Here is a 22483-nt window from a genome sequence, read left to right on the forward strand (position 1 = left end):
CGGGCCACCACAGGCCGTACGCTGTGACCACCTTCACTCCCGGCCGCGCCCGCCGATAGGAAGTGTCGACCACGACCCGTCGGGCCAGGAGCCCGTGGACCCCGGAGAGCCCATGGTGCACCACGAGCTGTTCGACCCGCTCGTCCACGTCGCGGGCGAGGTCGTGTGGGAGTTCCGCGACGGCGATGTGCGCTGGCACGACTCGCCCTACCGCCGCTCGATGGGTCTCGAGGAGGTGTTCGCGACCAACTCCCTCGACATGTGGGGCTCGCGCCTGCACGCCGACGACGCCGAACGCGTGCTGAGCCGCCTGCGCACCGCGCTGCACACTGTCGGGGTGCCGTGGACCGACGAGTACCGCCTGCGTCGCGATGACGGCGAGTACGCGATCCTCGAGGTGCGCGGCTACACCCTCCCCAGCGATGACGACCACCCGAGCCTGACCGTCGGCACGGTGCGCGACGTGACCCAGGAGCGGGAGAACGAGCGCCGGCTCAAGGATGCCCTGACGTACGCCGACACCCTGATCCAGAGCATCCCCGGCGCGGTCTACCACGTCACCCACGACGATCTGGTGATGTTCCGCTGGAACGAGTGGTTCGCCAAGGTCAGCGGCTACACCGACGAGGAGCTCGCGGTGCTGCCGGCGATGCGGTTGTTCGCCGAGGACGAGCAGGGCAAGGTCGCCGAGGCGATCGCCGGAATCCTCAACCACGACGTCGGCGACGGCCAGATCACCGCCGACTTCGTCAGCAAGGACGGCACCCGCAGGCCGTACCTCTGGACCGGCCGGCGTCTCGTCCACGACGGCCAACTCGGCTTCATCGGCGTCGCGATCGACATGACCGAGCAGGAGGAGCTGCGCGCCAAGCTGCAGAGCGCCGCGGACTACGCCACCGCACTCATCGACTCCATTCCCGGCGCGTTCTACCACGTCACCCGCGACGACCTGCTGATGCAGCGCTGGAACGCCGCCTTCCGGGAGATCACCGGCTACACCGACGAGGAGCTGGCCACCATGACGGCCGGCGAGTTCTTCGGCGAGGACGAGCAGGAGAAGGTCGCCGCCGCCATCGATGACATCTTCACCACCGGGTACGGCCAGGTCTCGGCGGACTTCCTGTGCAAGGACGGCACCCGCAAGCCCTACTTCTTCACCGGCCGGCCGTTCCTGCACGAGGGCAGGCAGAGCTACGTCGGCGTGGCGCTCGCGATGGACGAGCAGGCCGCGCTGCAGGCACAGCTACGGCACGCCGCCACCCACGACGGCCTGACCGGGCTGGCCAACCGCAGCCTGCTGCAGGAGAAGCTCGAGCAGGCGATCGCCGCCGCGGAGTCCGGCCGGCACATGGTCGCCGTCCTCGATCTCGACCTCGACCGGTTCAAGGTGGTCAACGACGGCTTCGGACACCCCTTCGGCGACAAGGTGCTCCAGGCGGTCGCGCAGCGCCTGCGCACCCTGGTCTGCGCGGCGGACACCGTCGTCCGGATGGGTGGCGACGAGTTCGTCATCGTGGTGCCGTACGTCGAGCGCGTCGAGGACATCCACGAGATGGCGCAGCGGCTGGTCGACTCGTTCGCGGAGCCGTTCGTCGTCGAGGGCCGCCAGATCCACCTCACCGGCAGCATCGGCGTCGGCTTCTACCCGCGCGACGGCCAGCACGGCGCCGAGCTGATCGACAACGCCGACATGGCGATGTACTACGCGAAGGCGGCCGGTCGCAGCGCCTTCCGGGTCTTCGCGCCGGTGATGGCCGAGGAGGCCCTGCGGCGTACGGACATGGAGACGCACCTGCGCACCGCGGCGGTCGACGGTCAACTCTGGCTGGCCTTCCAGCCGAAGATCGACGTGGCCTCGGCCACCGTCACCGGCTGCGAGGCGCTGCTGCGCTGGAACCACCCCGAGCGCGGCCCGATCCCGCCGTCCGAGTTCATCCCGGTCGCCGAGGAGTCCGGGATGATCGTGCAGATCGGCGAGTGGGTGCTGGAGGAGGCGTGCCGGCAGGGCCGGGCATGGCTCGACGAGGGCATCGCGCCCATGACGATCGCCGTCAACCTCAGCGCCGCCCAGCTCCTGCAGCCGGATCCGGTGGGCTGGGTCACCTCGACCCTCGAGCGGACCGGCTTCCCGGCCGAGCTGCTCGAGCTCGAGCTGACCGAGTCGCAGCTCGCCCAGGACGTCGACACCACGATCGGGGTGATCCGGCGGCTGCGCGCCCTGGGCGTTCAGGTCGCGATCGACGACTTCGGCACCGGCTACTCCTCGCTGGAGTACCTGCGTCGCTTCGACGTCACCTCCCTCAAGATCGACCGCTCGTTCGTCGACGGGATGCTCACCGAGTCGAGCGATGCCGCGATCGTCCGGGCCGCGATCGCGCTCGGCGGTGCCTTCGGCATCTCCGTCACCGCCGAGGGCGTGGAGACCGAGGCGCAGCAGCGCTTCCTCTCCGAGCTGCGCTGCGACGAGATGCAGGGCTACCTGGTCAGCAAGCCGGTCGCGGCGGACGAGTTCAGCGCGCTGCTCGAACGATGGACGCCGCCCAGCGCCTGATCGGCCGACCGACGGCACCCGGCTGCGCCGGGGGATCCTGCGCGCCCCCGGATCCGTACTAATGCTCACCCCGGACTGAAGTCCGCTTGTGTGATGCCGAAGAATGGAGATGTGATCGAGTTCCTCGTCGGCCTTGTCCTCGTCCTGTTGCTTCTGGTCGTCCAGACCGTGGTGTGGGCCTTCCAGCTCTCGGTCGCGGTGATCCGGATGCCGTTCACGCTGGTGACCCGCGCGCTGCGCGCCTGATCCCTACGCTGATCGCATGACGATCGCCTCCACACCCGAGCCGCCGTACACCGCGGTGATCTTCACGTCGCTGCGCACCGAGGGCGAGAACGGGTACGCCGTGATGTCGGATCGGATGGAGGTGCTCGCGGCCGGGCAGCCGGGCTACCTCGGGATCGAGTCCGCCCGCGAGGGTCTCGGCATCACCGTCTCCTACTGGCGCGACGACGCCGCGGCGGCCGCCTGGAAGCAGGTCGCCGAGCACACCGTCGCCCAGGCCCGCGGCCGGGACGCCTGGTACGCCGACTACGAGGTCCGCGTCGCGACGGTCACCCGCTCGTACGGCCACCCGACCGGCTCGCGCGCCCACGCCTAGCGACGGGGCGAGCGCTCACAGGGCGAGCTCGTAGAAGCAGGAGTGGGGATCCTCGACGTAGCCGGCGAAGGGCCCACGAGCGGAGAAGCCGTTGCGCTCGTAGAGCCGCCGCGCGGGCGCGAAGAAGTCCTGCGAGCCCGTCTCGAGCAGCACGCGCGTGACACCGCGCCGTCGCGCCTCACCCAGGAGATGAGCGAGCATCGCGGACCCGACGCCCCTCCCGCGAGCGGCCGCGGTCGTCCGCATCGACTTCAGCTCGACCGCGTCCTCGGCGAGGGCCTTCAGGGCACCACAGCCGACGGCGGCCTCGCCGTCCCAGGCCGACCAGAACGCCAGTCCGGGCCCGCGCAGCGCGTCAAGGTCGAGCGCGTGGACCGACTCGGCGGGCGAGGTCGCGTGCATGTCGGTCATGTGCTCGACGAGGAGTGTCTGCACCCGCTGATCGTCCAGACCACCTGCTCGGATCGTGACCACGGCCGAACGCTACAACGCGCCGATGCTTGATCTGCACCGGGACTCGGTTCGTAGAGTGCCAGGCATGGCTATCGCACGCTTCCCGGTGGTCGTCCTCGACTGCCCCGACCCCCAGGTCCTCGCCACGTTCTACGGCGCCCTTCTCGACTGGCCGGTGCAGCAGAACGACGACGACTGGTGGTCCATCCGGGCCGAGTACGGCGACTCGATCATGTTCCAGCGCGTGGCGGGCTACACCGCCCCACAGTGGCCCGGCCAGGAGCATCCGCAACAGATGCACCTCGACGTCGATGTCGACGACCTCGACGAGGGGGAGGCGGCGGTGCTCGCGCTCGGGGCCCGCAAGCACGAGCACCAGCCGGGCACGACGTTCAGGGTCTTCCTCGACCCGGCAGGACATCCGTTCTGTCTGTGCTCGGGTTAGCCGGCGCCGGGAAGGCGGACCGGGCCGCCCACGCGAGCACGGCCGAGCACGCCACGATCGCCGCCGACGCGGCCGCGACGGCTGTCAGTCCCCCGTGGGCGATCAGCGTCGCACCCAGCGCCGCACCGCCCGCGATGCCGGCGTTGCTGCTGGCGTTGATCCACGCCCCAGCGGTCTCCGGCGTGCTCGCCGCGGTCCGGATCGAGGCCGATTGGTAGAGCGAGGCGGCCGGACCGAAGGCGGCCAGCCAGACCATGGCTCCCACCACCACGAACAGCAGGCTGGGGTAGGCAACGGCGAGGGCCGCGAGGCTCGCCGCCATCAGAGTCGGGACGAGGATCGCGCTCGAGCGTGGGCGGTGGTCGAGCTGGGCCGCGGCGGCCCGCAGGCCGATCAGTCCGCAGGCGCCGAAGAGCAGGAGGGCCGGGCCGACCCAGCGCTCACTGGCGCCGGAGTCGAGCAGCAGCACGCTGACATAGGTGTAGAGGACGTAGGTGCCGAGATAGGTCAGGCCGTTGGCGAGGACGACCGTCGCCAGATCGCGACGGCGACCCCGATGCCGCACGGCATCGCCGCCCGGACCATCGACCGGCGGCAGCACGACGGCTGCCAGCAGCAGGACCAGCCCGACCAGGACCGCGAGGCACCAGTACGCCGCCCGCCAGCCCACCGCGTTGCCCAGCGCGGTGGAGAGCGGCACGCCGAGGACCAGCCCGCCGGAGACACCGACCGAGGCCAGCGCCATCGCGCGGCCGGTCTGGCTCGGCGGCACCAGCCGCGCGGAGTAGCCGATGCAGACCGAGAAGAAGAGAGCATGCGTGATGCCGCCCACGACCCGGCCGGCGGCGAGCACGCCGAACGTCGGCGCCGCGGCCGCGATGAGGTTGCTGACGACGTACCCGCCGATCGTCACGAGCAGCACCGGCTTGCGCGGCAGGCCCCGCGTCACGTGCGCCAGCGGCACGGAGAGCACGGCGACCATCACGGCGTACGCCGTCACCAACAGCCCGGTCGTGCCGCTGTCCACCCCGAACGCGGCGCTGATCTGTGGGAGCAGCCCGACCGGCAACAGCTCGGTGGTGACGGCACCGAACACCGCGACCGCGAGGACGATCAGGCCCGTTCGGGCAGACCCCAGCCCGGCGTCGGCGGCAGATCCGGAGGTCACGGCGCCCACCCTCTCATCCGGGCGAAGCGCGCTCCGCGGACCCGCTCAGTCCGGCGTCGTGGGGCTGCGCTTCTTCTCCGCCGTCGTCTACGTCAGCTGACGTAGACCTTGCGCAGTGTCTCCGTGATGCGCCAGACGGTGGCCTCACCCGCGCGCAACCGCACCACCACCCCGGGCGTGAGGGCGATCGTCTCGCCGTCGTCGAACGTCACCTCACCTCTCCCGGCGAGCACGACGAAGCACTCGTCGGCCTCGACGTCGGTGGCGATGCCGGGCGTCATCTCCCAGACGCCCACCTCGACGGCATCCAGCACAGCCAAGGTCCGTGCGCCCGCGCGCGGCGCGCCCTCGACGACGGCGCTCGGGTCGATCGGCTCGGACTCGATCGGTCCCGAGGCATCAAGATGACGGTGCACCGTCCCATGATCTCCGGTCCGGTCGGCTCCTGGACCCGACGATCTGTCCTGCTATGCCCGCGGAAGGGGCAATTCGTCGGCCACCAACGCGAGGTGGAGCGACGTCCGGATCTCGGCGTCGTCGAGGCGCACCCCGAGCGTCTGCTCCAGCTTGCCCAGCCGGTCGTAGAAGGCGGCCCGCGAGAGGTGGAGCGAGACGGCGGCGTCGGTCTTGCTGTTCGGGTGCGTCAGCAACGCGCGCAGCACCTGGGTGAGCTCGTTGGCCTCGCGCTCCTCGGCGGTCCTCCCGAGAGGCAGGAGCTCGCGCTGGACGAACAGCTTGACCCGCTCGTCGTCCCCCAGGAGTGCGAGCAGACCGCGCAGGTGAAGGTGGTCGAGCCGGTGCACCACGGCGTCTCCACCATGGAGATGGCTCGGCGAGGCCGCGACGGCATCCATCACCTGGCGCGCCTCGCTCATCGTCTGGTCGATGTCCTCGGCGAGGCGGACCGGACGGCTGGCAGCGATGACGACGTCATACTGCGAGCGCAGCCGCCTCGCCAGTCGGTCGATCACCTGATCGGGATCGCTGGTGGCCGTGCACGAGAGCAGGACGCGGACCTCGCGCTCGACCTCGCAGATCAGCGCCGGGACCCGCGCAGCGTGTGTGGCCGCGACGGTCGCCGCAACCACGTCGTCCAGCACGACGTGATCACCTGCGGACCGACGGGGGAGCTCGCCCCGCCTGATCGTGAGCGCCGCGAAGAGACGTCGCCGGGTCGGGAAGCCGACGACCTCGCACCGCCGAAGCGTCTCCTCGCCGTCCGGATCGGCCCGTAGCCGGCTCATCACCTCCTGATGGGCCCGGCGGGTGACGTTGTCGCGGTTGCGATCGTGCAGCCGGTGCAGGGCCAGGGCCGCACCGGCCCGTTCGGCGATGGCGATCATCCGCTCCGAGGGCTGCGTCGGCGCCGCGATCACCAGGCGGCCCCAGTTCTGCTCGCTGGTGCCCAGCCGGGTCACCAGCCAGCCGCGCTGCTCGTCCCACCCGGTGCGACCGGTGATGCGGAGCTGTCCCGACCTCGCCTGCCAGTTCGCCAGGAAGTCGGTGCCGTCCCGGTCGCCCGCGAGGAAGTCCAGGGGCCGGTGATCGGAGCTCTCCAGCACGACGGGGCCGTGGGTGAGGCGGTGCACGGCATCCAGGATCTGCGCCGGCTCCGCCTGGCTGAAGCTGAGCTCGGTGAAGGTCTCGTGGACCCGCTGCGCTTCGCGGAGGTCCGCGAGCTGGCGGTCCACGATCTGCTCGCCGATGGCTTGGGTGATCGCGGCGAACCGGGTCTCGTGCGTGAGCGCCACCAGCGGCAGATCGAGCAGGTCACAGGATTCCCGTAGCGCCGCGGGGAGCTGGTCGGTCCATCGCCGCCCCAGCTCGACCACGAGTCCGACACAGCCGGCCTCTGCGAGGCTCCGGGCGAAGTCGGCAAGCTCCTGGTGGTCGTCGGAGGGAAGTCCGAGGCCGGTGGTCAGCACGAGATCGCCCGGGCGGAGCAGCTCGGCGATGTCGGGCAGCTCGGTGACATGGATCCATCGCATGGTCCGTTGGAGGCCGCCGGCGCCAGCGACGACGACGGGCTCCGCCTGCCGGAACACGGGGATCTCGAGCGCCTCTTGCAACGACAGACCGCTCACCGGCGCTCCCTCCCGTCGAACGATCTGACACTCTGTCGCAGCCAAGCATGGGATTCGACGATTCGTCAGGCCACTCGACCGGACGCGAAACGCACCATACTCGGCATGAGCACCTCCAGCGCAGCCGGCACGACCCGATCCGCCAGCCCTCGACGCAGGGGGCGGACGGCGTACGAGCGGAACGCCGCCGACCCTGCGCTGGTCCGGGCCTCGCTCGCCGGGAGCCGCAATAGCGTGTTCTGGCAGGAGGACGCCGGGGAGACGCGCACCTACCCCACGCTGACCGGCCACACGACGGCGGACCTGACCGTCGTCGGAGCCGGCTACCTCGGGTTGTGGACCGCCCTGCTGGCGAAGCGGCGCGAGCCGTCGCTGCGGGTCGTCGTCCTCGAGGCGGAGAGCATCGGCTGGGCCGCCTCGAGCCGCAACGGCGGCTTCTGCGACGCCTCGATCACCCACGGCGAGGAGAACGGCCGACAGCGTTGGCCCGGCGAGTACGACACCCTGGCTCGACTGGGAGAGGAGAACCTCGACGGGTTCGAGGACGACGTGCGCCGGTTCGAGCTCGACTGCCAGTGGGAACGTACCGGCTCGCTCGACGTGGCGGTCGAGGAGCACCAGCTGGCCTGGCTCGAGGGCCCCGACGTACTGGACCGGGCGGCGGTTCGTGCCGAGATCGACAGCCCGCTCTTCCTCGGCGGGGTGTGGGACAAGCGCCGCACCGCGCTCGTCCACCCCGCGCGGCTGGCCCACGAGCTCGCGCGGGCGGCGAGCGACCTCGGTGTCGAGATCTTCGAGCACTCCCCGGTCACCGCCCTCGACACCCCCCGTTCGGGACGCGCCACCGTGAGCACGCCCCGTGCTCGGGTCGCCACCGATCGGGTAGCGCTGGCGACCAACGTCTTCAAGCCGCTGCTGCGGCGCAACCACCTGATGACGGTGCCGGTCTACGACTACGTGCTCATGACCGAGCCGCTGAGCGATCAGCAGCTCGCATCCATCGGCTGGCGCAACCGGCAGGGCCTGGGCGACATGGCCAACCAGTTCCACTACTCCCGCCTGACGCAGGACAACCGCATCCTGTACGGCGGCTACGACGCCATCTATCCGCGTCGCGGACGGATGACCTTCGGTCTCGAGGACCGCCCGGAGACGTTCGAGCTGCTCGCGTCCCACTTCCTCGCGACGTTCCCCCAGCTCGAAGGCCTCCGGTTCACCCACCGATGGGCGGGGGCGATCGACACCTGCACGCGCTTCACCGCGTTCTACGGGCTCGCACGCCGCGGGCGGGTCGCCTACGCCAACGGCTTCACGGGCCTGGGCGTGGGCGCGACCCGCTTCGCCGGGGACGTGCTCCTCGACCTTCTCGGCGGCGAACAGACCGAGCGCACGGCCCTGGAGATGGTCCGGCACAAGCCGCTTCCCTTCCCGCCCGCGCCGGTCGCAGGGCTCGGCATCAACCTCGTCCGCCGCTCCCTCGACAGCGCAGACCACCACCGCGGCCGCCGCAACCTGTTCCTTCGCGGCCTCGACGCCGTCGGGCTCGGCTTCGACTCCTGATGCCCGTACGCGCTCCCTCGCCCTCCCACAAAGGCTGACTCTTGAGCAACGTCTCCCAGGCACGCGTCGCGCAGCAGGCTCCCACACCCGGCACGGTGATCCGACGCCAGCTGCGCACGCTGCCCCTGGTCGCGGTCATCTACTTCTCGGTGTCGGGCGGCCCGTACGGGCTGGAGGAGAGCATCTCCAGCTCGGGCCCCGGGATGGCCCTGCTGGCGCTGCTGGTGGTCCCGGTCATCTTCAGCATCCCGTGCGCCCTCATGGCGGCCGAGCTCGGCAGCGCGATCCCGGCCGAGGGCGGCTACTACTACTGGGTCAAGACCGCGATGGGCGGGATGGCGGCGTTCGTCGTCGGCATCTGGCAGTGGTTCAACTCGTTCCTGGACACCGCGTTGTACCCCGTCGTCTTCGCCGACTACTTCGCTCAGTGGGTGCCGTGGGGCGAGCGGGGGAGGCACGTCGGAGTCTCGCTCTTCGGTGGCGGGGTCAGCCTCGACACCCACTGGCTGATCGCCATCGCGTTCATGGTTCCGGTCGCCTACCTCAACGTCCGCGGCTCGCGCCTGGTCGGCGACACCGGTGTGATCCTGATGGCGCTCATCCTGCTTCCGTTCGTGGTGATGTCGGTGCTCGGCCTGGTGCACCTCTTCGCCCACGGAGGCGAGTCGACCCTGCAGCCGTTCACGTTGCCCCACGACAGCGCCTGGTCGGCCTTCGGCGCCGGGCTCGGCGTCATGATCTGGAACTACATCGGCTGGGACTCGCCCAGCACCGTGTTGGGCGAGGTCGCCGAGCCGCAGCGCACGTACACCCGGGCCCTGATGATCTCGGTGCCGCTGATCACGATCTCCTACCTGCTTCCCGTCATCGGCGCGCTGGGTTCCGGCCTGCACGCCGGCGATCCCGGGGCCTGGGAGGACGGCGACTTCGCCAACGTCGGCGCCCTGCTGGGCGGTCACTGGCTCAAGCTCGCCATCACCCTGGGGGCCGTCATCGCCCAGGTCGGCCTGTTCTCCTCCCTGCTGATGTCGGGATCGCGGGTGCCGCGCGTCCTCGCCGGGGACGGCTACCTACCGCGGGCACTGGCCCGGGACGGCCGGTACGGCACCCCCGTCACGGCGATCGTGGCCAGCTGCGCGATCTTCGCGGCCTTCTGCGCACTCGACTTCTCGACCCTGGTGGACGCCGACATCCTGACGAACCTCGCCGCCATCATGCTCGAGTTCGCCGCCTTCCTCGTCCTGCGCCACCGCCGGCGCGACCTGCCGCGACCCTTCCGGGTGCCCGGCGGCTGGCCGATGGCCGTCGGGATCACGCTGGGCCCGGCCGCCCTGACCGTCTACCTGGCGGTGAGCGCGTTGCACGAGGAGCCGGGCGCGTTCTGGATCGGGATCGCGCTGCTCGCCCTGGGGTTGGCGCTCTACCCGGCCTCCCGTCGGTGGATCAAGCGCGGTCGACCCGACGCGCCGATGGTCCTCGGCGGCTAGGACGAACGCATGACGAGCGGCCGGAAGGTCATCCTCCCGGCCGCTCGTCGTGGTGTGCTCGTCTCAGTGCCGCGCGTGGTTCGTACGGATGAGCTTCTTGTTGATGAACTCCTCGATGCCCAGTGCGCCCATCTCCCGGCCGAAGCCGGAGCGCTTGATCCCGCCGAACGGCAGCTCGGCGCCGTCGAGGAGCACGCCGTTGATGAAGACCATGCCGGCGTCGATCCGGTCGGCGACCCGCAGCGCCTGGTCGGGGTCGGTGGTGAAGACGTAGGAGCCCAGCCCGTACGGGGTGTCATTGGCCAGCTCGACCGCCTCCTCCTCCGATCCCACCCGGAAGATCATCGCGACCGGACCGAACAGCTCCTGGTGGAAGACCGCGTTGTCGCGGTCGACCCCGGTCAGCACGCCCACGGGCACGTGGGCACCGTCCCGCTCGCCGGCGCAGATGTACGACGCGCCGTCGGCCACGGCCTGCGCGATCTGGTCCTGCAGCCGGTCGGCGGCGGCGATCGAGGAGAGCGGGGTGAGCCCCTCGGCGTGGGCGAGCGCCGCGGCGGTGAACCGCTCCACGAACGGCTCGTAGAGGTCGTCGGCCACGATGAACCGCTTGGCGGCGTTGCAGGACTGGCCCGTGTTGTCCATCCGGGCGGCCAGCCCGCGCTCGACGGCCGCGTCGAGGTCGTCGGTGGACAGCAGGATGAACGGGTCCGAGCCGCCGAGCTCGAGGACGACCTTCTTCAGGTTGCGTCCCGCGATCTCGGCCACCGCCGCACCGGCCCGCTCCGAGCCGGTCAGCGAGACGCCCGCGATCCGCGGGTCGGCGATCATCGTGGCGACCTGCTCGTTGGTGGCATAGACGTTCACGTACGCACCGGCCGGCAGACCGGCGTCGTCGAAGATCCGCTGGATCGCCTCGGCCGACTCGGGGCACTGCGGGGCGTGCTTGAGCACGATCGTGTTCCCGACGCACAGGTTCGGGCCGGCGAACCGGGCGACCTGGTAGTAGGGGAAGTTCCACGGCATGATCCCCAGCAGCACGCCGAACGGGCTCTTGCGCACGAACGCGGTGCCGTCCCCGGCGAGCAGCTCGATCGGCTCATCGGCGAGCAGCTGTTCGGCGTGGTCGGCGTAGTAGCGGAAGATCGCGGCCGCGAAGTCGACCTCGCCGAGCGCATCCGCCAAGGGCTTGCCCATCTCGCGCACGATGATGGCGGCCAGCTCCGCCCGGCGCTCCTCGTGCAGGTCCGCGACGCGGGCCACCACGGCGGCCCGTTCGCTCACGCTGCTGGTGCGTGCCCAGCCTCGGCTCGCCGCCGCGGCTGCGCCGAGCGCGGCCTCGACGTCGCCCTCGGTGGCGGTCGGGTACCTCTTCACGACCTCGCCCGTCGCGGGGTCGGTCACGGCGTACTCGGTCACGAGTTCCTCGCTCATGTCACTCATCCTCGCTCACGCCCCGGCGCCGGCCGCGACGGCCTCGGCGATCGCCTCACCGACGATCGCCACGGCCTCCTCGACCTGCTCGGCCGTGCTGGTCAGCGGCGGCACGAGGTGGATGCGGTTGTAGTTCACGAAGACCAGCAGCCCGCGGCGACGACAGCCGGCGACGACGCGGGTCATCGCCTCGCTGCCTCCGCCGTAGGGCGCCAACGGCTCGCGGGTGTCCCGGTCCTTCACGAGCTCGATCGCCCAGAAGGCACCCGTGCCGCGGACCTCGCCGACCCACGCGTGTGCTGCGGCGAGCTCGGCCAGGCGGGGAGCGAAGACCTCGTCGCCGAGTGCCGCGGTGCGCTCGACGATGCGCTCGTCCTCCATCGCGCGGATGGTGGCGACGGCTGCGGCCGTGGCCAGCGGGTGCCCCGAGTAGGTCAGCCCACCGGGGTAGACCCGATCGGCGAAGGTCGCGGCGATCGCCTCGTTGATCGCGACGCCGCCCAGCGGCACGTAGCCGGAGTTGACACCCTTGGCGAAGGTGAGGAGATCGGGCACGACGCCCTCGGCGTGCTCGATCGCGAACCACCGGCCCGCGCGGCCGAACCCGGCCATCACCTCGTCGGCGATCAGGACGATGCCGTACGCGTCGCACAACGCCCGGACGCCGGCGAGGTAGCCGGGCGGCGGGATCATGATGCCGGCGGTCCCCGGGATCGACTCGAGCACGATGGCCGCGATCGTCGAGGCGCCCTCCAGGGCGATCACCTGCTCGAGGTGGGCGAGCGCTCGCTCGCACTCCTCCGCCTCGGTGGTGGCGTGGAACGGGCTGCGGTAGAGGAACGGGCCGAAGAAGTGCACGACGCCGGACGAGCCGTTGTCGCTGGGCCAGCGGCGCGGGTCGCCGGTGACGTTGACGGCCAGGTGGGTGCCACCGTGATAGGAGCGGTACGTCGACAGCACCTTGTGCCTGCCGGTGTGCAGCCGCGCCATCCGGATGGCGTGCTCGTTGGCGTCGGCGCCGCCGTTGGTGAAGAACACCTTGTCCAGCCCGGCCGGGGTATGGCTGGCGATCAGCCGCGCGGCCTCCGAGCGGGCCGCGTTCGCGTAGCCCGGCGCGACCGTGCACAGCTCGGCGGCCTGCTCCTGGATCGCACGGACGATCCGCGGGTGCTGGTGGCCCATGTTGGTGAACACCAACTGGGAGGTGAAGTCGAGCAGTCGGTTGCCCTCGCCGTCCCAGACGTACGAGCCCTGCGCGCGGGTGACCACCATCGGCGCGATCTGCGCCTGCGCGGACCACGAGTGGAAGACATGGGCACGGTCGAGCTCGTAGGTGCGCTCGGGCGAGGAGTCGACCAGCTCGCTCAGCGACGCGGTCGCCGAGCCTGTCGAGGGGCTCGTGCCCGTCGGGGCGGCGATCGTGTCAGTCATTGCGCGGGAACCCCAGCTCGAGCCCACCCTCGGGGCGGTTGGCCGGATCGATCCACCTGCTCGTGACCACCTTGCGGCGGGTGAAGAAGTGCACGCCCTCCGCGCCGTAGGCGTGGGTGTCGCCGAACAGCGAGCGCTTCCAGCCGCCGAAGGAGTAGTACGCCACGGGCACCGGGATCGGCACGTTCACCCCGATCATGCCGACCTCGACGTCGGCCTCGAAGCGCCGCGCGGCGCCACCGTCGTTGGTGAAGACGGCCGTGCCGTTGCCGTAGGGGTTCGCGTTGATCAGCTCGACCGCGTCGGCGTAGGTCTCCACCCTGACGACCGCGAGCACCGGGCCGAAGATCTCCTCGCGGTAGATCTCCATGTCGGCGGTGACGTGGTCGAAGAGCGTCGGGCCGAGCCAGAACCCGTCCTCGGCCCCGCGGGCGCGGACGTCGCGGCCGTCGACGACGACCTTCGCCCCGGCGCGCTCGCCGGAGTCGATGAACGACGCGACCTTGTCGCGGTGCGCCCGGGTCACCAGGGGGCCCATGTCGGCCTCGCGCTGGCCGGCGGTGGCCTCGAGCGACCCGTCGCCGATGAGCAGTGTGCGCGTCCGGTCGGCGATCCGGGCGACCAGCTCGTCGGCCACCGCGCCGACCGCGACCAGCACGCTGATCGCCATGCACCGCTCGCCCGCGCTGCCGTACCCGGCGTTGACCGCCGCGTCGGCCGCCAGATCGAGGTCGGCGTCGGGCAGGACCACCATGTGGTTCTTCGCACCGCCCAGGGCCTGCACCCGCTTGCCACTCTTCGAGGCGCGCTCGTAGACGTACTCCGCGATCGGGGTCGAGCCGACGAAGCTGATCGCCTGTACCGCCGGGCTGTCCAGGAGGGCGTCGACCGCGACCTTGTCTCCCTGCAGCACGTTGAAGACGCCGTCCGGGAGCCCGGCCTCGCTCCAGAGCGCGGCCAGCCACAGCGCTGCCGACGGGTCCTTCTCACTCGGCTTGAGCACGACGGTGTTGCCCGCGGCGATCGCGACCGGGAAGAACCACATCGGGACCATCGCGGGGAAGTTGAACGGACTGATGATGCCGACCACACCGAGCGGGTCGAGCTTGGAGTGGACGTCGACCCCGGTCGAGGCCTGCTCCGAGTGCCCGCCGCGCAGGAGGTGCCCGATGCCGCAGGCGAACTCCACGACCTCGAGGCCACGCGCGATCTCACCGAGGGCGTCGGAGTGCACCTTGCCGTGCTCGGCGGTGATGATCGCGGCCAGCTCGTCGCGGCGCGCGTGGAGCAGCTCGCGGAAGGCGAACAGCACCTGCGTACGGCGTGCCAGCGAGGTCCTGCCCCAGGTCGTGGCCGCCGTGGCAGCCACCTCGATCACGTGCTCCGCATCGGCCGGGGAGGCCAGGGCGACCTGTCCGGTCACGGCTCCGGTGGCGGGATTGGTGACCGGCGCGGTGCGTCCACTCCCGCCCTCGTACGTGCTGCCTGCGGCCCAGTGGCCGATCGTGCGCGACATCAGAGTCCTCTCGTTGTTGGGCATGCCAAGTGTCGAGCAGCCGGACGCGTCACGTGGGCGACGTTCCGTCAGATTCTGAGCGTCGATATGACGGAACGTCGGCCATGAGGGGTGTCGTCGCAGCGATGGGGCGTCGGGCTCGATCAGCCGCCATCGAGCGAGGCGCGGATGGAGGGTGAGGCCGATCCCATGGCTCCCTGCCACGTCGTCTGCTAGACCGGAACGTGAGGTCCGACGAGAGGGTGGTTGGCGTGGAGCTCGACGGCACGTTCGTGACCGACGGCGGTCTCGAGACCGACCTGATCTTCAACAAGGGGATCGACCTGCCGGAGTTCGCGACGTTCCCTCTCGTGGAGGACCCCACCGGTCGGCAGGTGCTGCGCGACTACTACGCCGAGTACGCGGAGATCGCCCAGGCCGCCGGCGTCGGCCTGCTGCTGGAGACGCCGACCTGGCGCGCCAATCGGGACTGGGGCCGCGCTGTCGGATACGACGACGGGGAGCTGGCCCGCGCCAACGCCCGGGCGGTCGCACTGGTCAGGGAGTGCATCGACCCCAGCGGACGGGTCTCCGGCGCGGTGGGTCCGCGGGGCGACGGTTACGTGGCGGGGGACGTGACTCCCGACGAGGCGGCGGACTATCACAGCGCGCAGGTACGAGCACTCGCCGAAGCGGGTGCGGACCTGGTCCACGCGATGACGATGACAGGGGCGGCCGAGGCGATCGGCGTGGTGCGGGCCGCTCGCGAGGTCGGCATCCCAGTGGCCGTGTCCTTCACCGTGGAGACCAGTGGGCGACTGCCCGACGGGAGCAGCCTCGCCCACACGCTGACAGCCGTCGCGGAAGCGGCTCCTGCCGACTGGTACGGCCTCAACTGCGCCCACCCCACCCACGTGGCCGCCGGCCTGGATCGCGGCGACTGGCAGCGACGGATCAGCTTCCTGCGACCCAACGCCTCCACCCTCTCCCACGCCGAGCTGGACCGGGCCGAGGCCTTGGACGCCGGCGATCTCGGCCTCCTCACCGCGAGCACGTCATCGCTGCGTGAGGAACTCCCCTGCGTCGCGGTCCTCGGCGGATGCTGCGGCACCGACAGCCGTCACGTCGCCGCGCTCTGGGGCGTCGCCTCGCCACGCTGAGGAGACCGGTCGTCGCTTACCCTCGCGTACCGCAACGGTCACGGTCGAGAGACCCGACCGGCAGGAAAGGGAAGAGACCCAGGCGGACCTGGGTCTCATCGAGTGGAGCGTAGGGGACTCGAACCCCTAACCCCCTGCTTGCAAAGCAGGTGCGCTACCAATTGCGCCAACGCGCCTTCGCTCAGTTCCACGCTCAGGAGCGGTCGTTTCTGGCCTCCGGTGGACATTCATTCCCCCACCAGCCCCCCACGGGAACGTATGCTCAAGTTGTGTGCTGATTCGTACGGGCGGTGGAGGAGCAGTGGCAAAGCGGGGCTTCGGCGAGATCGAGCGGCGCGTGAGCGCTGCCGGCGTCGCCACTCATCGCGCCCGCTACGCGATCGCCGACGGCACCCGCTACTCGCGGACCTTCTCGACGAAGATGGCCGCCGAAGCCTGGCTCACCTCTGAGCGGGCACTCATCGATCGCGATGAGTGGTCGCCACCCGCAGTGCGGGAAGAAGCGAAGCAGCGCCGGCAGAAGGAGGCCGCCGCCAACACCGTCCGGTCGTACGCCGAGCGCTACCTCGCTGATCGGCCGCTGCGGCCGAACACCGAGCACAACTACCGTGCGCTGCTGGCCTCACGGATCAACCCGCACCTGGGCGACCTGCCGTTGAAGTCGGTGACCGTCGCCGAGATCAAGGCCTGGCGCTCGGCGCTCGATCCCTCCACGGCGGCTGCCAACGCCGCCGCCTACCGACTGCTTCGCTCGATCCTCCAGGCAGCCGAGGAGCAGGAGCTGATCGACCGGGCGCCGCCGAAGATCCGAGGCGCCTCCGCGGCACCGGTCTCTCGTGCCGCCGTCCCGGCCACGTTGGACGAGATCGCCACCATCGTCGACGCGATGCCCGAGCGGCTGAAGCTGCCGATCGTGCTGGCGGCGTTCGTCGGTCTCCGCGAAGGCGAGCTCCTCGAGCTGCGCCGCTCCGACGTCGACGCCACGAGCGGTCGGATCAGCGTCAGCCGCAAGGTCGACAAGGACGCAGTCCCGGATGCCGTCGGTGCGTGCCCGGTCTGCGGCCGAGCGATCAGCGCCCCGAAGACCGCGTCGGGCGTGCGGACGGTGCACGTCCCGCCGCCCTTCCTGCCGATGTTGGAGACGCACCTGCGCGAGCACGCCGCGCCTGGGCCGTCGGGACTGCTCTTCCCCGGCGACCGTTCCGACCACATGAGCGTGCGTTACCTGATGGACCGCTACCGCCCGGCGCGGGAGAAGGCCGGCCGCCCGGATCTGACAATCCACCATCTTCGACACACGGCCCTCACGCTGGCCGGCCAGCACGGCGCGACGGCCGCCGAGCTTCAGGCCCGCGCCGGCCACGCGTCCCAGGCGGCCATGGCGATCTACCAGCACGCCACCCTCGACCGCGACGCCGCTCTCGCCGAGAAGATCGGCGAGACATACGAGACCTGGGCCGCGGGGCGCTCCACATCTCCCGCCCAGTACAGCCGGTCCTGACTTGGGCCAATTCCGCCGCATCCATGCAAGTAAAACCATAGGCTCGCCAAGGCCAACAGATCGGCTCACGGGGCCGATCGAGTAACAGCTCGGAGGGTGCCACATGTCGATGATTGGCGACTACCTGCTCTCAGGAGAGCCTCTGATCGGCGGGTACGCGCGCCTCTACCGCGCCGTGCATTCGGCGAACATCGATGAAGTCGTTGCCGTCAAGGTCTTCGATCCGCCCAGCCACGTCGAGAGCCGTGTGTTGAACGCCTCGTGGATGAACGAGTTGGAGACATACCAGCGACTCGGCGACAGTCCCCACCTCGCACGGCTTCTCGACTGGGGCCGGACCGAGGGCGATGCTCCATACCTCGTCTTCGAATGGCTCGAAGGCGACCTCATGGATCAGATCACGAAGAACCCCCCCGAAGGCTGGGATGACTTCTGGCCAATCGCGCGCGACGTTCTGACTGGCCTGGAACTGATTCACACCGCAGGATTCGTGCATCGCGACCTGAAGCCCGAGAACGTACTCCTCGGCAAAGATGGCCGCTTCAAAGTAGCCGACTTCGGAACAACACGGCTCGTGGAAGCCATGCGGGCGGGCATCACAATGGCACCACTGGGAACGCTTCCCTATGCGCCGCCTGAACGCGGAACTCCCGGGCCATCCGCGGCGTACGACCTGTACTCCTTCGCAGTGATGACGACCGTGTGTCTTCTAGGAGAGATCCCGACTGAAGAGGACATCCCACACCGGTTTTCGGCGCTCGACCTGCCATCTGACATCGGCGAGATTCTTGCAACATGCCTTGCCCGATCGGTCGACGACCGCCCGGAGAGTGCGAGCGTTCTACTCGCCCAACTGAGGACGGTCCAAGAGGCGCGCGAGCGGCGCCGCGCTCCGGTGACCGATATTCATCTCACTTGGCCTGCGCAGACTCTGAGGGCTGCGGCCACGTTGCTCCATGTATCGATCACGGAGATCGAGCAGGGACTTCTTGAGGATCTGAATGCCGTCTGCGCGTTCTCGTTCGACATCCGTGGTGAGCGCCCGGTCCTGCAGGCGTGCGGACAGACGCTTGTTTTTCGGCTTGAGCCTGCCCCGCAAAACCCATCCACCGTCCGCGTGGTCAGGGTATCGAAGGCTTCGAGCCAAACCTTAGACATAGCTCACGCCACGTGGCTTCGCGCCAACGTTCGAATTCGAACGACATTGCCCAGCAGCCCGGCCACCGCGCGTGCAGTTCTCGACGACTTCTGTGCACGGGTGTCAGAGCACGACGCGATGCGGGCTGCCGAGCAGGCCGCGAGTGTTGAGTCGACGGAGTTCGCAACATGGCGACAGATCCTGCGAGCCAAGTTCACCGTCGAGGACGAGCGCGGGGTCTCGATCAGGTATCGAGGGTGGACCCGACAAGGAGCGCGAGTGCGATTCGCGGTGGGCGATCTTCCGGACCTGGAGGTCGGAGAGAACAGGCTGGTCTCGAACGGACGGCGACGCGTCCTTTTTGGCGAGGTCGAGCAAGTCGACAACGGTGAACTCGTTCTCTACGTCACCAAGGGCGATCCGTCACAGCTGCCAAAGAGTGGGGCGTTGGACTTCGACGCCGAAGCTAGCAAGTCCAAGCTTCGGCGTGAACAGGCAGCGCTCGACCGCCTGTCCTCAGGAAAGGCCGTCCGCCCACACCTGAGGACCCTGCTGCTCGATCCGCGCAATGCAACTCCTCCGACGCCCGTCAGGGTCGACTCGTTCTTTACTCCGGGTCTGGACGGTCCCAAGCAGGAAGCAATCTCAGCCGCGCTTGGTTCTACTGACGCCCTTGTGGTCGAGGGTCCGCCTGGAACCGGCAAGACCACATTCATTGCCGAGCTGGTGGCACAAGAGCTATCACGCAACCCAGATGCCCGGATCCTGCTGACAGCTCAGACGCACGTTGCGGTCGATCATGCGCTCGCCGGGATTGCCAAGCTCAATCCGGATGCTTCAATCGTTAGGCTCGGCAGGCAGGACCAGATGGCCGAAGGCATCGAGGACCTCAGCCTGCCCGCCAGGCTGGAACAGGCCCGCGACACAGTCGTGGACGCCGGGCGTGCCTTCCTACGAGCTCTGGCAATTGAACTCGGTCTCGATGTCGATAACGCAGAAGTTGAGACGCTTGCGGCAGATCTCGAAGCGCGGCTCGCGCGCTTGGCAAATGTCAGATCTCGCCTTGCGCTTAGGCGTGACGAGCGGAAGGTTCTGTCGGAACAGGTAGCCGAACATCAGGAGCTCGCCTCCAGGGTTCTGGAAGTCGCCGCCTCCATTGAACGGGCCATGAGCGCTGGGTCGACCTCGGAACTGCTCGACGCGGGCAGGTTGTTCCTTGAAAGCGGAGTCGACCTGGCATCGTCGCTGGAGTCGGGCGGTTCCGTTGGCGAGAAATTGCTGGCCGTTGAGCAGGTGCTCAAAGAACTCAGCGGGCAACTCGCGACAGAGACCGAAGGCGAAGGCGCGACGCGAACCCGCCTGGCCGAACTCCTTGGAGCCAACCCGTCAAGCAAGGCTCAGGATCTCCTCGCGGAAGTCGGTGCGCGTTCGTCAACTGTCGACGATCCCAAATACAACAGACTCAGCGAGCTCGCCGCTGAGTGGGCGGAACGCTTCGGCAAGGGCTCGGAATTCAATGCAGTGATCATCGCTGGCGCCAGCGTGATTGGTGCGACTTGCGTTGGCCTGACGGGCGTTCGTGGCGCTGACTCGGTTGACTTCGACCTCTGCATTGTTGATGAAGCGTCAAAGGCGACAGCCACCGAGGCACTGGTACCACTCGTCCAGAGCCGCCGCTGGGTGCTGGTCGGTGACCAGAACCAGCTCCCACCCTTCGTCGAGCAATCGCTCCGTGAGCCGAAGTTCCTCGGCAGATTCGACCTCACAGCCCAGCAGATTGGGCAAACGCTCTTCTCAGAACTGGCCGACGGGTTGCCATCGGCTGCGGTCGTCTCTCTGACGCATCAACACAGAATGCACCCTGCAATCGGCGGGCTCATCAGCGACTGCTTCTACGGATCGCGACTGACCAGCGGAGAGCGCGAAGTAGACGACAGAGTCAAGCTCGCTCTCGGATCCCCAGTCACCTGGCTCGACACGAGCTCAAGGAACGATTGCCGGGAGGTAGTTAGTGGTACCTCCTATCTGAACCAGCGCGAGGTCCGCACGACCGGCGAAGTCCTCCGTCGACTCAACTTCGTGGCCGAGAAGTCCGGCCACATGAAGGTCGCGATCCTGACCGGATACGACCCGCAGCGCCGCGCGTTGCTCGACTTCGTCAACCGGAACGAGGCGGAACTATCAAGCCTTGATGTCCATGTCGCGAACGTGGATGCGTACCAGGGACAGGAAGCTGACGTGGCCATCTTCAATGTCACGCGCTCAAACGAGACCGGACAGTTGGGATTCCTGCAACATGAAGCACGCATCAACGTCGCCCTTTCACGAGCCCGCGACGGCTTGGTCATCATTGGAGACGCCTCATTCATTAGGGCGAGCAAGGCAGTCAGGAATCCCTTACGGGAGGTCCTGGACTATATCGAGTGCCACACCGACTGGTGCGGCCTGAGGGGCGTCGACGACTGATGAACGACATCGAACTGATCATTGACCGGCACTCGCGACGACCTGGCTACATTCTTCTCTCTTACCGCGAAGTCGCGTTGCCCTTCTGGAACGTCCCGCTCCGTTGCAGAGTGCTTAGTCGCAAGCCAATCCCGGCAATCGACGAGTTCGTTCTACGTGCGATCAGCGCCGGCCTCCGGACGGACACCGAAGTCTCAGACTTCCTCGGCCTTCCGGGCCGAGTTGTCGAAAGCACAATGGGCTCGCTTGTTTCGGCAGGTCACCTGTCGCCGACTCCTGTCGAGGCGGACGAATCCCTCGGATTCGCGCTCACGCTGCGCGGAAAGGCAGCGGTCAGCCAGTTGGTGGAACTGGTGCCGGAGGAGCGCACCCTTGAGCTGGCCTTCGACGGTCTGTCGCGAACGTTTGCGATTGTTGAACAGTCCGACCGCTGGCGGCCCCGCGATCTGCAGAAGGCGGGGCTCCTAGAGATTCCAGCCTTCCCGCCTGACCCTCCAGAAGTTGGTCCAGACGAAACCGCGGCCGTCGCCGGCACGATGCGAGATGTGTTGACTCAGTCGAACAGTGAACTTCTGGCGGTCCTGGGCCTAGCGGACAAGCGCGAGAAGTTCTTTGTCCGGGCGCTCGCGATGGTGTTTCAACCCGTGGGCCAGCCAGGCGATGCCACGGTGGCGTTCCTCGTCGATGGTCGTCCAAGCCCCGCTCATGACCAAGCGTTCGCCGCCGCTGAGGGACGTCGAAAGCTTGGCCTACTTACCACCCTTCACGAATCTGGTCTCCCCGCAACGCAGCGTGAGGTCAGCAGCCAGTTGCTTTCCGACCTTCCGAATCCCGAGGAAATCTCCAATCTCCGACGGATCACTTCAGTCCTGCGAGAGCGCCACGCGCGAATCGTGTCGGAAACCAGCGCCGATGGAGACCGCAAGTCTTCTGACCTCACGGAGGCCGAGGACGTCGCCACCCAGTTGGAAGAGGCTGAGACTGTCCTGGACCTTCTTCCTGTTCGAATCCTTGAAGTGCACGAGCACCCCGGGTACCTACGTGACGCGCTCGAGCAGGCCCGCGACCGGATCCTGATCGTGTCCCCGTGGATCCGAGCCAAGGTGGTGGATCGAGGCTTTCGTGCGCGCCTCGAACAGTTGCTCAAGGACGGCGTTCACGTTTGCATCGCCCACGGTATCGACGACGGCGCCAACGCACCCGAGTGGGACAGGAAGGCCGAGGACGCACTCGAACAGTTGGCTGCTGCGTACCCGAACTTAACCTTCAAACGGCTGGGCGACACGCACGCAAAGATCCTCGTTGTCGATGATCGCTTCGTGATCGTCACGAGCTTCAACTGGCTGTCATACAAGGGCGATCCGAATCTGCCGTTCCGTGATGAGCGCGGGACGTTGGTGACGGTCAAATCGGAGATTGATCGGATCTACGACGACTATTTCGGCCGCGCGCGCGGAATGTGAACAGTTCCTGGCTCAAACCTCTAGATGGCGCGCCCAGAACCCGGGG

General features: G+C 68.7%; 17 protein-coding genes and 1 tRNA gene. 10 read left to right on the forward strand and 8 right to left on the reverse strand.

Going from position 1 to position 22483, the window contains the following annotated elements:
* The first annotated feature begins 112 nt into the window (after positions 1–112).
* The 3 genes from ACZ5L9_RS06810 (at position 113) to ACZ5L9_RS06820 (ending at position 3152) form a co-directional block, all read left to right on the forward strand.
* On the forward strand, positions 113–2551 hold the full coding sequence (locus tag ACZ5L9_RS06810; RefSeq protein WP_464535421.1) for a bifunctional diguanylate cyclase/phosphodiesterase: 2439 nt from the start codon (positions 113–115) through the stop codon (positions 2549–2551).
* 111 nt (positions 2552–2662) lie between these two features.
* On the forward strand, positions 2663–2797 hold the full coding sequence (locus ACZ5L9_RS06815) for a hypothetical protein (RefSeq protein WP_464535425.1): 135 nt from the start codon (positions 2663–2665) through the stop codon (positions 2795–2797).
* 16 nt (positions 2798–2813) lie between these two features.
* Positions 2814–3152 (forward strand): antibiotic biosynthesis monooxygenase family protein, encoded by a 339-nt coding sequence (locus tag ACZ5L9_RS06820; protein ID WP_464535428.1) that lies wholly within the window; start codon positions 2814–2816, stop codon positions 3150–3152.
* Between the two features lie 15 nt (positions 3153–3167).
* Here ACZ5L9_RS06820 and ACZ5L9_RS06825 read toward each other — a convergent pair whose 3' ends face one another.
* Positions 3168–3587: a GNAT family N-acetyltransferase gene (locus tag ACZ5L9_RS06825; protein ID WP_464535432.1), complete on the reverse strand. Its 420-nt coding sequence runs from the start codon at positions 3585–3587 to the stop codon at positions 3168–3170.
* Between the two features lie 103 nt (positions 3588–3690).
* Here ACZ5L9_RS06825 and ACZ5L9_RS06830 point away from each other — a divergent pair, with 103 nt between their 5' ends.
* Complete coding sequence (locus ACZ5L9_RS06830) at positions 3691–4050, forward strand: VOC family protein (protein ID WP_464535434.1); 360 nt, start codon at positions 3691–3693, stop codon at positions 4048–4050.
* On the opposite strand, the gene ACZ5L9_RS06835 is transcribed toward ACZ5L9_RS06830, so the two are convergent.
* The 3 genes from ACZ5L9_RS06835 to ACZ5L9_RS06845 form a co-directional block, all read right to left on the reverse strand.
* Entirely contained in the window at positions 3998–5218 is a 1221-nt protein-coding gene (locus tag ACZ5L9_RS06835; RefSeq protein WP_464535436.1) for an MFS transporter, read from the reverse strand. The two genes, ACZ5L9_RS06830 and ACZ5L9_RS06835, sit on opposite strands and share 53 nt — an antisense overlap.
* A gap of 92 nt (positions 5219–5310) precedes the next feature.
* Complete coding sequence (locus ACZ5L9_RS06840) at positions 5311–5634, reverse strand: cupin domain-containing protein (RefSeq protein ID WP_464535438.1); 324 nt, start codon at positions 5632–5634, stop codon at positions 5311–5313.
* Between the two features lie 51 nt (positions 5635–5685).
* Entirely contained in the window at positions 5686–7302 is a 1617-nt protein-coding gene (locus ACZ5L9_RS06845) for a PucR family transcriptional regulator (RefSeq protein ID WP_464535441.1), read from the reverse strand.
* 105 nt (positions 7303–7407) lie between these two features.
* Here ACZ5L9_RS06845 and ACZ5L9_RS06850 point away from each other — a divergent pair, with 105 nt between their 5' ends.
* Positions 7408–8862 carry an NAD(P)/FAD-dependent oxidoreductase gene (locus ACZ5L9_RS06850; RefSeq protein WP_464535443.1) on the forward strand — a complete coding sequence of 485 codons (1455 nt, stop codon included), beginning with the start codon at positions 7408–7410 and terminating at the stop codon, positions 8860–8862.
* Between the two features lie 41 nt (positions 8863–8903).
* Complete coding sequence (locus ACZ5L9_RS06855; protein WP_464535445.1) at positions 8904–10349, forward strand: APC family permease; 1446 nt, start codon at positions 8904–8906, stop codon at positions 10347–10349.
* A 63-nt stretch (positions 10350–10412) separates the two neighbouring features.
* On the opposite strand, the gene ACZ5L9_RS06860 is transcribed toward ACZ5L9_RS06855, so the two are convergent.
* The 3 genes from ACZ5L9_RS06860 to ACZ5L9_RS06870 are packed head-to-tail and all read right to left on the reverse strand — an operon-like array spanning position 10413 to position 14730.
* Positions 10413–11783, reverse strand: coding sequence for an NAD-dependent succinate-semialdehyde dehydrogenase (locus tag ACZ5L9_RS06860; RefSeq protein ID WP_464535448.1), 1371 nt, complete (start codon positions 11781–11783; stop codon positions 10413–10415).
* Between the two features lie 15 nt (positions 11784–11798).
* Positions 11799–13214 (reverse strand): aminotransferase class III-fold pyridoxal phosphate-dependent enzyme, encoded by a 1416-nt coding sequence (locus tag ACZ5L9_RS06865; RefSeq protein WP_464535450.1) that lies wholly within the window; start codon positions 13212–13214, stop codon positions 11799–11801.
* Entirely contained in the window at positions 13207–14730 is a 1524-nt protein-coding gene (locus tag ACZ5L9_RS06870) for a CoA-acylating methylmalonate-semialdehyde dehydrogenase (protein ID WP_464535452.1), read from the reverse strand. The genes ACZ5L9_RS06865 and ACZ5L9_RS06870 overlap by 8 nt, the downstream gene beginning before the upstream one ends.
* A 251-nt stretch (positions 14731–14981) precedes the next feature.
* Here ACZ5L9_RS06870 and ACZ5L9_RS06875 point away from each other — a divergent pair, with 251 nt between their 5' ends.
* Positions 14982–15869, forward strand: coding sequence for a homocysteine S-methyltransferase family protein (locus ACZ5L9_RS06875; protein ID WP_464535454.1), 888 nt, complete (start codon positions 14982–14984; stop codon positions 15867–15869).
* Positions 15870–15972: 103 nt separating this feature from the next.
* Here ACZ5L9_RS06875 and ACZ5L9_RS06880 read toward each other — a convergent pair.
* Positions 15973–16045, reverse strand: a tRNA-Ala gene (locus ACZ5L9_RS06880).
* A gap of 125 nt (positions 16046–16170) precedes the next feature.
* On the opposite strand from ACZ5L9_RS06880, the gene ACZ5L9_RS06885 reads away from it, so the two are divergent.
* From ACZ5L9_RS06885 to ACZ5L9_RS06895, 3 genes are all read left to right on the forward strand, one after another.
* Positions 16171–17370, forward strand: coding sequence for a tyrosine-type recombinase/integrase (locus tag ACZ5L9_RS06885; RefSeq protein WP_464535457.1), 1200 nt, complete (start codon positions 16171–16173; stop codon positions 17368–17370).
* 103 nt (positions 17371–17473) lie between these two features.
* Positions 17474–20974 (forward strand): AAA domain-containing protein, encoded by a 3501-nt coding sequence (locus tag ACZ5L9_RS06890; RefSeq protein ID WP_464535459.1) that lies wholly within the window; start codon positions 17474–17476, stop codon positions 20972–20974.
* Entirely contained in the window at positions 20974–22437 is a 1464-nt protein-coding gene (locus ACZ5L9_RS06895; RefSeq protein WP_464535461.1) for a phospholipase D-like domain-containing protein, read from the forward strand. The genes ACZ5L9_RS06890 and ACZ5L9_RS06895 overlap by 1 nt, the downstream gene beginning before the upstream one ends.
* Positions 22438–22483 lie beyond the last annotated feature (46 nt).

Source organism: Nocardioides sp. JCM 18998, assembly GCF_055391535.1.